This is a genomic window from Devriesea agamarum, assembly GCF_900070355.1.
Classification (GTDB): domain Bacteria; phylum Actinomycetota; class Actinomycetes; order Actinomycetales; family Dermabacteraceae; genus Devriesea; species Devriesea agamarum.
Genome location: NZ_LN849456.1, coordinates 601,618 through 614,855, shown reverse-complemented (window position 1 = coordinate 614,855; position 13,238 = coordinate 601,618). Strand labels below are relative to the sequence as shown.

Genomic DNA, 13,238 nt, shown 5'->3' with positions numbered 1-13,238 from the left:
CGGATTGGTCGGGGTTTTTTTATGCCCTCACTTAGCGCGAGAGACAACGCTGCCAGGTGAGCCATACGCCGCCTAGGCATTCCGGTTCTTTGGCTTCCTTTCTTGCGGGATGTCTAGGCGCACCCACTGCCACATGCCGGGCCGTCTGTGCCGACCATCCAGGCGGCCCGGTATTGCACATTCCATACATAACGAAGACGTAAGGAGTATGGGATGTCATCTGATCTTGGAAGTCGGCGCTATCGAAAGCTGCGCGCAGAGTTCTTCGCCCGATGCAAGGCTGAGGACGCGCCGTGCTGGATGTGCGGCCAAGGCATTGACTACCGGCTAGGTGCGCGTGACCCCGAAGCGTTCGAGCTTGACCACTACTATCCACGGTCCACGCATCCCGAGCTCACGTTAGATCCCGGTAACTTCCGGGCATCGCACAAAAGGTGCAATGTGTCCAGAGGAAACAGAATGTTTGTCAATGAGGTGGGTGAAACGTCGCGTGAATGGGCTGATTTTTCAGGGAATTAAACGGACATTGAGGTAGGAATAGGGGCGTTAAAATCACTATTATGTCCGAAACGCCCGATTTTTCAGGGGGCAGCTTCCTCTCCCCCCGAGGACGGGCACGCGCGCGCGTGAGAAGGGCATAAGGAAGGCTGATTATGACCCAAATTTTTAGCGCCAAAGTCGGTAACTTACGGCCACTGCGAGAAGTTGTGGACGAAGCCCTTGAAAGCGCGTATTGGCTCAATGATACCACCGATGGTGCTGCGATTGAGCTCGCACGTTACTACGCTGGCTACCTCGATAGCGCTGTTGCCTCTGATGACGACGAAGCCATCAAGAAGGCAATGGCAATTTCCGGCCCGAACCTGCACAAGACCCTCGTCTCTCTCGGCCTGACTCCTGCCGCACGTGGCGCGGTGCGTGGCGATGGAGAAAAACAGGCCGACCCGTTTGAAGAGCTGCGCAAACGCCGGCTCAAAGCAGAGAAGAGGTCGTCAAAGGAGGCGTAATGATTCTTGGCTCACGCATGCCCAGAATCTATACGCCCGAGCTGCGACCCCTCACACCGGAGACGAGCCTTGGATTTGAAGCTATCGCCATGTGGAAAGACATCCTTGGCTTAGAGCTGCTGCCTCATCAAGAAGAAGACCTGATTAGGTCCCTTGAGCTCATGCCGGGTAGTACCACGGCGGATGAGTTTCCTAGGCTGCGTTTCCGGTATGTCCTCAAGCTCATGGCTCGTCAAAACGGTAAAACCTATGGGACTACAGCCCGTGCTTTATGGCGGATGCTCATGTGGCAAGCACCGGGTGAGAAACCGCCGCCACCGGAGATTCTCGGGCTTGCCCATAAGCTCACTCCTGCCGAGGATATCCTTGATCGCGCTATTCGCACCCTGCGTGCCTGCGATGCCACCCGAGGCCGTATCCAGCAGGTATGTAACACCAACGGCAACAAGTTTGTCCGGCTCGATAATGGCTCTAAATGGTCCACTGCCGCCGCTACCGACGATGCCGGGCGCTCTCAGTCCATTACTGACGTCTTTTTCGATGAGCTGCGCCAGCAACGAAACTATGACGCCTGGTCAGCCGTTCAAAACACGACAAACTCAATCTATTCGTCGCAGGTTATCGCTGTTTCTAACGCCGGTGAGGCAAAGTCCACCGTGTTGCGCGGCCTACGAAACGACGCCATTCGCGAAGCAAACTCCCTGCGCGCCTGGATTGATGAGCATGGCACCGCAGACGGTTGGGATGGCGATAAAACCATCTGCATTCTCGAATGGTCCGCACCTGAAGGCGCAGACGTTCGAGACCTTCGCGCTCTAGCCCAAGCTAATCCGGCCATGAACCGTACCTGCAATGGCCGAACCTTCGTGACCTCTGATGACTTACTCTCTCAGGCTTCACGAATCGGCAAGACCGCCAACGACGGTATGCCAGAGCACAAGTTCCGCACCGAGGTGATGTGTCAATGGGTGACCGTGAGTGCAGAGCCTACATTCCCCACCGAGCAGGTCGAAAAGTGCACCGATCCCACCTCTCGCATTGCCGATGACTCGCCCCTGGTGTACGCCGTGGACGTCTCCAAAGACCGCACAGCCTCCTGGGTGGCCGTCGCCGGATATCGCGAAGACAAAAAAATCCATGTTGAGGTCATTACTAAGAGGATTGGCACGCACTGGATTGCCGAATACCTCGGCACCTTGAAAGACCCTGGACCCATCGTGGTCCAAGGTCGCGGCGCTCCCGCCTCCTCACTGATTACGTGGCTTGAAAAAGAAGGCTTTGACATCCGCACCTGCGAGGGCACGGAACTGACTAACTCTCTATCCCAGCTTGATGACGCGATGGCTGCCGGCGAGGTGTCCTTCCGTCCACAGCCTGCGCTCCTGAGCGCCATGAAGCACACACAGCGCCGCAAGCTCGGCGAGGTGGCGCTATTGGATCGGCAAAACTCCTCCGTGGATGCCGCCCCCTTGTGTGCTGTCACGTTGGCGCGGTGGGGTCTGGCAAACCTGGACCTAGAGCCTAAGCAATCCGCATATGCCGACGGGTATGGCGCGTGGTGGGAAGAGGAGCCGAAAGCAGATAACGCCCCTGCGGTGGATAGCGAAACAGTCGCCAAGGATACGGCCAATAGCGACGCCGCCGACAGTACGGATGATGACAAGGAGTGGAGGTGGTGGGCCTAGTGTCCTTTTTTGGCAACCTCATGCAATCGGTTTTACGTGCTGGCCGCACGATCCGAGCGCGCACCACTTTCATGGGTCGCGAGGTCGACATCTTTGCCCACGACCTACCCACGTCCGACCCGTCGAATATGTCTGTAGAGGATCTGTGGGCCACCCAGCCGCACCTGCGTACTGTCATCGACTTTCGCGCCCGCAACATCGCTCAACTTGGAATGCAGCTGTTTGAGGCCAATGGCGAGGAGCGCCGCCGGGTGCGCGATAACCCCGTCGCTACCATTTTGCGCAAACCCAACCCATATATGACTGGGTATGAGCTGCTATATGACCTGGTGGCTACCAAGAGCCTGTATGACACGGCCTACTGGTTTATTGCGCCCGCAGATAGCGGCTATGTCATTCACCCGTTCCCACCGCCATGGGTGACTCCAATGGCCGATAGTCACTTCTCCGAGCGCACCTTCCGACTTCAGCCGCCGGGAAGTGACCGATATATCGACCTTCCTGAGGGTAGCGTCGTGGAGTTTCGCGGATGGACCCCCACACCCTCGCTGAGCACCTCATCCCCGGTAGAAACGCTGCGCATGGTGCTGGAAGAGCAATATTCAAGCCGCAAGCACCGCCTCCAACTATGGAAACGCAACGGGCGTGTGGGCGCATATGCATCCCGGCCCGTCAATGCCCCCACCTGGGACAACACCGCCCGCCGCCGCTTTTACGACATGCTTGAAGCCTTTGTTGGCGATAAAGGACCCCGCGCAGACGGTATCCCACTCCTTGAAGACGGCACCGAACTTAAGCGCCTATCATTTTCGTCCGCAGATGAACAATGGGCCGAATCCGTCAAGCTCTCCCTGGAGACCGTGGCGCAGGTCTATCAAGTCAACCCCGCCATGGTGGGCGCGCTCGATAACACAAATTACTCGAACATGCAGGAGTTCAACCGGGCGCTGTATCGCACCTCACTTGGCCCTGATATCAGATCTATTGAAGATCGAGTATCGACGTTCGTTCTTCCACTTCTTGACGCCCCAGACAATCAATACATCAAGCTCAATGTTGAATCTATGCTGCGCGGCTCGTTTGAAGAACAAGCATCATTCCTCTCGACCGCTATCGGCAAGTCGTGGATGTCAACAAATGAAGGTCGTGCCCGCTTCGAGCTTCCTCCCGTTCCTGGCGGCGATGAACTTGTGACTCCGCTCAATGTCACGGTGGGTGGACAAGCATCCCCGCAAGACGGCGGCGACGGAAGACCACCAGGTAGTTAATACATGCCACCGCGGCATTAACAATCATGTAATGCCGCCATCATTTTAGCCGCCCCTTCATGTGCGGCACGTCAATTAATGAACTTCATGAAAGGGGCTTTTTTGTGCACAAAAAGCAGTTAGACATCCTAATCAACCCGTCGTCTGACAACCTGGAAAATGGTCAATTTACAGGCTATGCCGCCGTCTTCGACAACATTGATTCCTACGGCGACATGATCGTTAAGGGCGCTTTCGAGCAGACGCTCACCAAGTACGGTCCCGGCGGCTCTGGCATCCCTTGCTACTGGTCACACCAGATGTCTGACCCGGACATGTGCATTGGCGCAACCCTCGAAGCCCGCGAAGATGAACACGGCCTGTTCGTCAAAGTGAAGCTAGACCTAGATAACCCCAAGGCGATACAAGTCCACCGGCTTATGAAGGCCGGACTTGTGAATCAAATGTCGTTCGCGTTCGACGTTGTTGATTACGCATGGGTGGAGAGTAAAGAGCATGACGACTACCTAGAGCTACGCAGGCTTGACCTATATGAAGTCTCTGTCGTGCAAGTCGGAGCCAATCAGGAAACCGAAATCTTGGGCGTCAAAGAACGACACGCGCTAGCAAAAGCCGGACGTGCATTGTCTTCGTCGAACGAGTCTCAACTACGCGAAGCAATCAAGCTTATTGAAAGCGTTCTGACCTCTCTCGATTCAGACCCTAAGCCGGATATCGACGACGAGGACGATGACAACAACGGTGACGGCAAAAAAGCCAAAGACGTAGAAACACCCGCCGAACCGGCCACCGAATCCCCGCCCATCACGACGCCTTGTGACGGGGGGAAAACAGGCGGCAACCCCCTCATCGCCCTCGCCGCCGTCACATCCATTTACATGAAAGAGGTCTAACCCCTATGCCTACATATACCGAACAGCGCGACTTGATTTTAAAGCAGGCGCGCGACATTGCCGGAAAGGCTGCGAACGAAAACCGTGACCTTACGCCCGAAGAGGCTAAAGAAATCAATGCTAAGGGTGCGGAGATTGAGGAGTTGAACGAGAAGATTCGGCTTGCGAAGTCTGCCTCTGACCTTCTTGCCTCGCTGGATGCGCCGCAGTCTGTGGCCGAAGAGAAGGCGGCTAAAGAGGGAAATGCCCGGTCTCTGGGTGAGCACTCCATCAAGCATCTATCCCCAGCGCTGATGCGGATCAAGGGACGTCGCAAGGGTGCAACCGCAGACGCCCCCGAATTTCCTTTATCCAAGGCTGCCGGTGATGCTCATACGACAACGACCACCGGCGCAGGGATCGAGCAGCCGCAGGTTGATACGAACATCGTTCACCAGTACGTTGAGCGACCCACTATCGCCTCCTGGCTCGGCTCGGCATCCATCACGTCCTCCATGCTGAAGTACTTCGTAGAAAAGCCGTTCGATCCCAAGACCGGCGGAAACTTCAACTACGTTGCTGAGAACACTCGCAAGCCTGGCCTGAACTTCCCCGGCTATGACGAAGTGACAGAGTCGCTGCACAAGATCGCCGGATGGATCAAGCTGAGCGACGAGATGGCAGAAGATATCCCGTACATCGTCTCGGAGATCAATACCCGCCTGCTCTACCAGTTGATGATGTATGAGGAAGATCAGCTTCTCAACGGCACCGGCAAGGGCGATACCATCACCGGCATCTTTAACCGGTCCGGCATTCAGACGGAGAAATCTGCCGGCAAGGCGGACAACCTGGATGCTATTTACCGCGCCCTCACTAAGGTCAAGGTGGGGACCGGCCTGATGCCTGACGGCGTGGTCATGAACCCGCTTGATTATGAGACTCTGCGCCTATCTAAGGATGCTAACGGCCAGTACCTTGGCGGAGGCCCCTTCATGGGGCAGTACGGCCAAGGCGGGGTCGCCATGGAGCCGCCGATCTGGGCTAAGACCCCCATCGTCACGACCGCAGTGAATCCGGGCACCGTGCTCGTGGGCGCGGGTAAGCAGGCCGCCACGGTTTACCGCAAGGGTGGCATCCGGGTTGAGGCCTCCAATATTGACGGCGAGGACTTCACCTTCAACCGCTTCACCATCCTGGCAGAAATGCGTGAGCTTCTAGCGGTGCGTTACCCGGCCGCCTTCGTGAAGGTATCGCTAGCTGGCACCACTCCGACCCCCGCCTCGACGCCGACGCCGCCCGCTAGCGGTGGTGGCGCGTGAGGGTCTACCGCATCCGCCACCGAGGCGCTGAGCTAACCGTTCAGCTCTCTGACGAGGATGCGAAGACCCTTGGCCTCAGCGCCGAGGACACCGAATCTCTAGAGGCTGACGAAGCAAGCGCCTACAAACCCCGCAATAAGAGGGGCCGACCGGCCAAGAAGTAACAGGAAGGGGGCGAAATGTTCACCGACACCAACGCGTCTCCCGAAGATCAAGCCGTTCAGGCCATTCGGGATTTTTGTGGCTGGCATATCGCCCCCATCACAACGGAAACACTAATACTCGACGGGACGGGAACAGACACCCTATTACTCCCGTCCCGTCGAGTCATCGACCTTAAAGACCTGAAGGTTCTCGACGAGCCGCTCGACCTGTCCGCATACGAATGGTCAGAGGCTGGCATTGTGCGCAGGCGCAATGGTTTATGGCCGAAGCGCTACCGATCAATCTCCCTCACCATCACGCACGGATTTTCCGACGTCGGGGCATTGGTTGGTATCGCCCAGGCCGTTACTGAACGCATCCGCGCCGACCGCACCGGAAGCGTGGTCTCACAGCGCGCCGGTACGCAATCGGTGACCTGGGGGCCGCGCGGCTCTGGCGGCGGCTGCCTGCTTGAAGCTGAGCGCTACGCACTGGAACCGTATCGCCTGACCTGGGGGTGTTAATGGAGACCGTCACCATCATCCGTCACGCCGGAACAACGAAGAACGCTCGCGGCCAACTGATCGACACCTGGGGGCCGCAGGTTGCTGTGACCGGCGTTGGTGTCGACATCCCTGACACATCAGAACCACGCGATGGCATAACGCTCAACGTGCGCTACGACTACAGGCTGTACTTCCCGCCCGGGACCACCATCTCAGCGCGCGACAAGCTCATTGTGCGCGGCCATGAATGCGCAGTCGAAGAGCCCGGCGAACCGTTAGTCAACATGTTCACCGTCCGGCCATTTCGCACTGAAGTTCTCGCGCGAAGGGTGAGCGAATGAAGATCATTTTTCACCGCGAAGGGTTTGAGCAGCTACGCAACGACCCGCGTATCAAAAAAGACCTCATGGAGCGCGCTGAGCGGATTCAGAAAGAGGCATCCCAAGACGGCAAAGTACACGGCTATATCGTCACTGACCTGGTGCTCGAAGTGCCACGCGGCGCTGTCTCTGTGATGGCAACGGGACCCGCGATGCGCGATAACCGCAAACACAACCGGCTTTTGCGCTCCTTGGAGGCCGGACGGTGATCATCTTCCCCGACCCGGTAGCCATCGTCATCTCCTACCTGTCTCAGCACCTTGACGCGCAGTACTCCCAAGACCCTAGGCCGGACGACTTTCGCGGACTCTATATCAGCGTGGTCGATAGCGGCGGGACACTATATGAGCAGGTCTTCGACGATGTGCGCATCACCGTGGAGTGCTCACATGAAGACGCCGATGCCGCTTCCCTTGCCGCCCGCACCGTAGACGCATTACTGCGGGAATGGGGTGCTCAAGAGGGTCGCTGGCTCAATGTGATGAGCCGCCCGCGATATACGCCTGACCCTGACCTGCGCATCCCTATTTTTCAACTGACCCACACCCTCAGGTTTAGAGGGCAAGAAGTCCCTACACCCTAATCAGGGTTTCCGTTCATGAACACCCATTAATGGGTGTTTTTTTATGCCCTTCCTAAGGAGTAACTATGTCCATTAACAATATTCTCACCGGCGGCCCCGTCACCGCGACGGGGGGCCTAGTTCACGCCCCTGTCGGAACCCCTTTCCCTGATAACGTGCGCGACCCATGGGATGCCGCCTTCAAGAAAGGTGGATATGTCGGCGAGGATGGCGTCACCCGCACCATCGACAAATCTGACGAGAAGATCAAGGCGTGGGGTGGGGACGTTGTAAAAGTTGTCACCAAAGAACACTCGCTCACGTATAAGCTTACCTTCTTAGAGTCCCGCAATGCTGACACCCTGAAACTGTTGTTCGGTGAAGAAAACGTCATCGTCTCGAACAACGAGTTTGACGATATCACTGTTGAAGTACGAAGTAATGTTTCCGTTAATCGTGCATTTGGGTTAGATATGAAGGACGGCGACTATAAGGTTCGTGAATGCATTTATAACGGTCGCGTATCTTTAGCGGGCGATGTTAATTACGTTCACTCCGACATCATCGCCTATGAAGTCACTATTGAAACGTTCCCGAATAGTAACGGGGCTAAGAATAAGGCTATGTCTGGCCGCGCCGTCAAGCGTAAGGCTGACCCTAAGCCGACCCCGACCCCCACGCCGAACCCGGCCCCCGCCTCCTGATCGCCCACCCCTCTAATTAAGGACTATGTCTCGTGTCGAATAAGAAAAAGAAGAAAAAGCAGCAGAACAAGTCCCCGGAGCGGTGCGACTTTAAGCGCGTAACCCCTAAAAGGTACCCGCTCGTATACTTCACCTATCCCGAGGTGTACGGAGATGCTGTTTTTGCTATCCCAAATCAGGCATCGTTGTCAGCAGTTGAGCTATCTAAGCTCATCAACGGCGACCTCCCGGTACTTATTGATCTTTTGAAGGCCGCAAATGTCGATAAGGCTATGATTGACGCAGTATCCGACCTGTCGATTAGCGAAATGGAAAAGTTTGCCACGCTGTGGACTGACGCATCTCAGGTAGATTTGGGAAAATCCTCGCAGTAATCAAGGCGCACGATGAGCACCCTTCCGAAGTAGAAGCGTCGCTCATCTATGCAGGGCTTCGGTGGCGGGAGACCGAACATCCAAACCCCCGCCGCCGCCTGCAGGCATGGCAAGACATCGTTCCGGCCATGGGAAACCTTCCCTGGGACTCTCCCTACAGGAAGACCCTGAAAAACTGGGAATGGGGCGATCCGCAACGAGACCTCCTCATGCACATTGCCGAAGCGACGATTAACGCCAATGTGCAACGCGGGAATCAGTCTAAAGCCACATCTAAAGACTTCGTGCATCTCGCCCGCCCGTGGGAGATTACTGAAGAATCAAATAAGGTTGGTTCGGACCCAATCCCAATTTCTGAACTAGACGACTGGCTAAACGGCGACTTTGAAACCGATGATTGAGAAGATTAGCCGCACACCATTTAACAGAACATAACTAAATAGGGGGTGTCATGGCCTACGAATTATCAACCGCCTATGTCACTCTAACCGTTGAGAGCTCACAGATCGCCCGCGAGATTGGGCGTGCCTTTTCTAGCGGGGACCGTATCGCCGCCGCTGCGGGCCGATCTATGGGCCGCTCCATGGGCAAGGCGTTTAGCCAAGAAAAAGGCCCAGACTTTGACAAGCTGGCCGCCAACGCCGAAAAGGCAGACGAGCGCGTTAAAGAATCTGCCAAACGCGCGGCACGCCAGCGCGCCGATGCCGCTCGGCAGATCGAAATCGCCGAAAGGCGCGTTTTAGAGGTTCGCAAAACCTCTATCGCGCGAGATGCAGACGTTAAGGCTGCCGAGAAAGAACTCGCTGCCGCACGTAAAGCGGGATCACCAGACGCGGTGGCGGCGGCAGAAAAACGCCTGGCCGCTGCTCGCGATGCCGTCAAGCCAACCGCTGCTGACCTTGCGGCTGAAGATCGCCTCACCAAGGCGAAAAACAAGTACACCGACGTCTCGCGCACCGCCGCCGAGACCGTCTCGCGCTATGCCATAGAGCAGCGTCAGGCTAACTCTCAGCTCAACCAGGCCCGCGAAGCTGCCAACCGCGCGGCTGCGTCCACTGAGCGGGCGGGCGGGGCATTCTCCAGCCTTGGCGCGCGGATGAAGGCCGCTTTTTCGGGGGCCTTTCGGAGCCCGTTTGCCAAAGTAGAGACTCAGGCTGGGCAATCGGCGCGCCGGGTGGCTCGCGAGTTTGAAACTGCTGGAACACGGGCCGGGCTAGGGTTCGGATCCACTCTTAGCCGAGGTCTGAAGTCTCTGTCGGTCACAGCGCTAGCCGCCGTAGGGGCCGTGGCAAGTGTCAACACCTTTAAAGGGTGGGCCGATGCTGCCGGTGACCTCGAACAGTCCATCGGGGCCGTCAACAACGTTTTCAAGCAGTCCTCTGCCCAGATGATGCAGTGGTCAAACGCTGCCTCTACGACGGTTGGCCTGTCGAAAAACCAGTACAACGAGCTCGCGACCGTGTTGGGGGCTTCGCTGAAAAATGCGGGCACGCCCATGAGTGAGCTCGCTAATAAAACGAACTGGCTTATCACGCTGGGCGCCGACCTATCTTCACAGTTCGGGGGAAGCACCAAGGACGCCATTGACGCGATCGCCTCAGCGCTGCGCGGCGAAATGGACCCTATTGAGCGATATGGCATTTCGCTCAATGACGCCACTTTAAAGGCCAAGGGCCTAGAGATGGGCATTAAGAAGACTGGCGGGGCGTTTACCCCCCACCAAAAACAGCTTATCACCATGGCGCTACTCAATGAGCAGGCTGCCGACTCTCTGGGCAACTTCGCTCGCGAGGCCGACACCTACGCCCACAAGCAGCAGGTCATGAAGGCCAAGATGGAGGACTTCAAGGTAGCGCTGGGTGAACGCCTCATGCCCGTGCTGTCCAAGATGTTCTCCTGGTTCTCTGAAAAGGGAACCCCCATGATTGATAAGTTCCTCCCGATTTTCGGGAAGATGATCGACGGGTTCGTTAAGCTTGCCCGCTTCACCGCCGATAACTGGCAGTGGCTCACCCCGCTTGCTGCATCGATTGGGATCGTTGGAACATCTGCCTATGTCGCATCTCCAGCATTTGTCGCATTAACTACTTCCTTAGCCTCCTTCGCGACATCTATTACAGGTGTTTTTAGCGCTATTAAGCTCGGTATCACGTCGCTACCTGTTGTTGGAAAAATAATTGTCCTTATTGGTCTGCTCATCTCTGCGCTGACCTGGTTTTTCACCAAAACGGAAATCGGTAAAAAGATTTTCGCTGCCATGTGGCAAGGCATCAAGGTCGCCATTGCCGCAACGGTGGACTGGTTTACTAATACCGCCTGGCCCGCTTTGAAAACGGCGTGGGACGGTATTGCCGCCGCCGCCATGTGGCTGTGGCGCACCATACTCGCCCCAGTGTGGGACGGCATCAAGATCGCCGTTGCTGCGGTCGTGGGTTGGCTTGTTGATACCGCTTGGCCTGCACTTAAGGCCGTCTGGGACGCCATGGCAACAGCCGCTATGTGGCTGTGGAAAAACGTCTATATTCCCGTTTGGCAGGGCATTAAGAGCGCGATTGTCCTGGTTATCGCGGTCATCATGACCATTATAGATATCTGGGTGGCGGCATTTCGCGAAATCGTCGCCCCGGTCATGATCTGGCTGTACCAAAATGTCATCTTGCCCGTCTGGAACGGGATTAAGGCGGCCATCGGTGCGGTCGTTGATTGGTTTGCGAGCACCGCGTGGCCTGCACTGAAGTCGGCATGGGACGCCATTGCTGTGGCGGCAATGTGGCTGTGGATCAATGTATTCACTCCCGCCTGGAAAGGTATCCAGGCCGCGGTAGCCGTGGTGGCTGACTGGTTTACCGGGACCGCTTGGCCTGCGTTACAGCTCGCTTTTGCGGCTATCGGCGCTACCGCAACCTGGCTGTATCAGAATATTTTTCTGCCAGTCTGGAACGGGATCATGGTTCTCGTCGGCGCTGTCGTGGACTGGTTTATGGCCAATGTTTGGCCTAGGCTGCAACTGGTCGCAACCCTCGTTGGCACCGCGTTCACCATCCTAAAAGAGCGGCTATCGGTTGTTTGGTCGGTCATTCAAAACACCATCATTTCGCCGGTTGTCACCTGGTTCCGCGATACCGTTAAACCGATCTTTGATAAAGTTTTGAACGGCATCAAATCAGGGTTTAACACAACCAAGGATGCTGTCTCTAAGGCCTGGGAGGCCATCAAAGACGCCGCAAAAGTACCGATTAAGTTCGTGATTGAGACCATCGTGCGCGATGGGATCGTGAAGAACTTCAATAAAATCGCAAGCACGTTTGGCGTTAAGGAAATCGACCCCAAACAATTTACGGTCGGTTTTGCTCGGGGCGGTATCCTGCCCGGTACTTCGTCCTGGCGCAATGGCGATGATCAGCTTGTCCCCATGCGTCGCGGTGAAGGTGTCTACGTCTCTGAAGCCATGCGCGACCCGTACGAGCGTGCGCGTCTATATGCGGTCAATCGGGCCGCCATGTCCGGCCAGTCGCTTACCCGATTCCAAACCGGGTTCTCGCTCGGCGGCATTGTGGACAAGGTGAAAGATATTGGCGGCGACGTGTGGGATGCCGCTAAGGGCGTGTGGGACTTTGTTTCTGACGCTATCGCCGATCCGGGTGCGGCGCTCAAGAAAGTTGCCTCGTCTTTGATTGGCAGCATTCCCGGCGCTGGCATGATCTTGGAGATCGCAAAGGCGATCCCCATGAAGATTGCCTCCCTCATCGGGGATAATCTCGCACGTGCCGCCATAGGTAGCGTGGCCGCCTTGGCTACGCCGCCACCCGGTGGCACGCGATCCCTGGACTACTCCACACGCCTGGCAACATCCATGGGTCTAGCGGTGACATCTGGGTATCGACCTGGTGCGCGCACCTTGTCGGGATATCGGTCGTTGCATGCGCAAAACCGTGCACGCGACTACGCGGGACCGCCCGCCCTCATGATGAAGTTCTTTAACGCCATGTGGCCGCTGAAGCCGACTGAGTTGCTGTACTCTCCGGCGGGTGCGCGGCAATGGAACTCCTCGGGACGTATGGGGGTTCCCAATAATCCGGCCACAGTCCGTACGCACTACAACCACGTGCACGTTGGTTTTGCTCGTGGCGGCATCATTCCAAAGTTGTATGACCAGGGAGGTCGCTTAGGGCCCGGTACTCATCTCGTGACAAATTTGACTAACCGTCCTGAGACGATCCTTCCGCCTGCTGAGTCTGAAGCGCTGATGCGTATTGCGGACCGACCCGCAAGCACCCAGGCCGGTCTTGTGGTGAACACTGGCGATATTTACGGCCACTCAGCGCAGGACGTGGCTAAAGAAATTGAGGATCAGCGTCGCAAACGTGAGGCGCTGCTAGTGGTATAAAGGGGTTAAGTGTGGCGCGCAAAGATT

Annotated in this window: 15 protein-coding genes; all 15 read left to right on the top strand. The window is 56.6% G+C overall.

Going from position 1 to position 13,238, the window contains the following annotated elements; genetic code table 11:
* The first annotated feature begins 213 nt into the window (after positions 1-213).
* The 15 genes from BN1724_RS02695 (at position 214) to BN1724_RS02630 (ending at position 13,211) form a co-directional block, all read left to right on the top strand.
* A complete protein-coding gene (locus tag BN1724_RS02695) occupies positions 214-519 on the top strand; it encodes an HNH endonuclease (protein ID WP_084252693.1) in 306 nt (101 codons plus the stop codon).
* A gap of 134 nt (positions 520-653) precedes the next feature.
* Positions 654-1,007 carry a terminase small subunit gene (locus BN1724_RS02690; protein WP_058234127.1) on the top strand — a complete coding sequence of 118 codons (354 nt, stop codon included), beginning with the start codon at positions 654-656 and terminating at the stop codon, positions 1,005-1,007.
* Entirely contained in the window at positions 1,007-2,692 is a 1,686-nt protein-coding gene (locus BN1724_RS02685) for a hypothetical protein (RefSeq protein WP_058234126.1), read from the top strand. The genes BN1724_RS02690 and BN1724_RS02685 overlap by 1 nt, the downstream gene beginning before the upstream one ends.
* Positions 2,683-3,960, top strand: a complete 1,278-nt coding sequence (locus BN1724_RS02680) for a phage portal protein (protein WP_157085720.1) — start codon at positions 2,683-2,685, stop codon at positions 3,958-3,960. Before BN1724_RS02685 ends, BN1724_RS02680 begins: the two co-directional genes overlap by 10 nt.
* Before the next feature lie 59 nt (positions 3,961-4,019).
* Positions 4,020-4,853, top strand: coding sequence for an HK97 family phage prohead protease (locus tag BN1724_RS02675; RefSeq protein WP_084252692.1), 834 nt, complete (start codon positions 4,020-4,022; stop codon positions 4,851-4,853).
* A gap of 5 nt (positions 4,854-4,858) precedes the next feature.
* Entirely contained in the window at positions 4,859-6,154 is a 1,296-nt protein-coding gene (locus BN1724_RS02670; RefSeq protein ID WP_058234123.1) for a phage major capsid protein, read from the top strand.
* The gene (locus BN1724_RS12810; protein WP_157085719.1) at positions 6,151-6,318 is read left to right on the top strand and encodes a hypothetical protein; all 168 of its coding nucleotides are present in this window, start codon (positions 6,151-6,153) and stop codon (positions 6,316-6,318) included. Before BN1724_RS02670 ends, BN1724_RS12810 begins: the two co-directional genes overlap by 4 nt.
* A 15-nt stretch (positions 6,319-6,333) precedes the next feature.
* Positions 6,334-6,822: a hypothetical protein gene (locus BN1724_RS02665; RefSeq protein WP_058234122.1), complete on the top strand. Its 489-nt coding sequence runs from the start codon at positions 6,334-6,336 to the stop codon at positions 6,820-6,822.
* Entirely contained in the window at positions 6,822-7,145 is a 324-nt protein-coding gene (locus BN1724_RS02660) for a hypothetical protein (RefSeq protein ID WP_058234121.1), read from the top strand. Before BN1724_RS02665 ends, BN1724_RS02660 begins: the two co-directional genes overlap by 1 nt.
* Positions 7,142-7,393 carry a hypothetical protein gene (locus BN1724_RS02655; RefSeq protein ID WP_058234120.1) on the top strand — a complete coding sequence of 84 codons (252 nt, stop codon included), beginning with the start codon at positions 7,142-7,144 and terminating at the stop codon, positions 7,391-7,393. Before BN1724_RS02660 ends, BN1724_RS02655 begins: the two co-directional genes overlap by 4 nt.
* Positions 7,390-7,767, top strand: a complete 378-nt coding sequence (locus BN1724_RS02650; RefSeq protein WP_058234119.1) for a hypothetical protein — start codon at positions 7,390-7,392, stop codon at positions 7,765-7,767. The genes BN1724_RS02655 and BN1724_RS02650 overlap by 4 nt, the downstream gene beginning before the upstream one ends.
* Before the next feature lie 65 nt (positions 7,768-7,832).
* Entirely contained in the window at positions 7,833-8,450 is a 618-nt protein-coding gene (locus BN1724_RS02645) for a phage tail tube protein (RefSeq protein WP_058234118.1), read from the top strand.
* A gap of 32 nt (positions 8,451-8,482) precedes the next feature.
* The gene (locus BN1724_RS02640) at positions 8,483-8,824 is read left to right on the top strand and encodes a hypothetical protein (protein ID WP_058234117.1); all 342 of its coding nucleotides are present in this window, start codon (positions 8,483-8,485) and stop codon (positions 8,822-8,824) included.
* A 128-nt stretch (positions 8,825-8,952) separates the two neighbouring features.
* Positions 8,953-9,225, top strand: coding sequence for a hypothetical protein (locus tag BN1724_RS02635; protein ID WP_058234116.1), 273 nt, complete (start codon positions 8,953-8,955; stop codon positions 9,223-9,225).
* Between the two features lie 50 nt (positions 9,226-9,275).
* Positions 9,276-13,211, top strand: a complete 3,936-nt coding sequence (locus tag BN1724_RS02630) for a phage tail tape measure protein (protein ID WP_058234115.1) — start codon at positions 9,276-9,278, stop codon at positions 13,209-13,211.
* Positions 13,212-13,238 lie beyond the last annotated feature (27 nt).

Coding starts and splice junctions, on each gene's coding strand:
- BN1724_RS02695 (WP_084252693.1), top strand. CDS start 214: ATGTCATCTGATCTTGGAAGTCGGCGCTATCGAAAGCTGCGCGCAGAG.
- BN1724_RS02690 (WP_058234127.1), top strand. CDS start 654: ATGACCCAAATTTTTAGCGCCAAAGTCGGTAACTTACGGCCACTGCGA.
- BN1724_RS02685 (WP_058234126.1), top strand. CDS start 1,007: ATGATTCTTGGCTCACGCATGCCCAGAATCTATACGCCCGAGCTGCGA.
- BN1724_RS02675 (WP_084252692.1), top strand. CDS start 4,020: ATGTGCGGCACGTCAATTAATGAACTTCATGAAAGGGGCTTTTTTGTG.
- BN1724_RS02670 (WP_058234123.1), top strand. CDS start 4,859: ATGCCTACATATACCGAACAGCGCGACTTGATTTTAAAGCAGGCGCGC.
- BN1724_RS02665 (WP_058234122.1), top strand. CDS start 6,334: ATGTTCACCGACACCAACGCGTCTCCCGAAGATCAAGCCGTTCAGGCC.
- BN1724_RS02660 (WP_058234121.1), top strand. CDS start 6,822: ATGGAGACCGTCACCATCATCCGTCACGCCGGAACAACGAAGAACGCT.
- BN1724_RS02655 (WP_058234120.1), top strand. CDS start 7,142: ATGAAGATCATTTTTCACCGCGAAGGGTTTGAGCAGCTACGCAACGAC.
- BN1724_RS02645 (WP_058234118.1), top strand. CDS start 7,833: ATGTCCATTAACAATATTCTCACCGGCGGCCCCGTCACCGCGACGGGG.
- BN1724_RS02635 (WP_058234116.1), top strand. CDS start 8,953: ATGGGAAACCTTCCCTGGGACTCTCCCTACAGGAAGACCCTGAAAAAC.
- BN1724_RS02630 (WP_058234115.1), top strand. CDS start 9,276: ATGGCCTACGAATTATCAACCGCCTATGTCACTCTAACCGTTGAGAGC.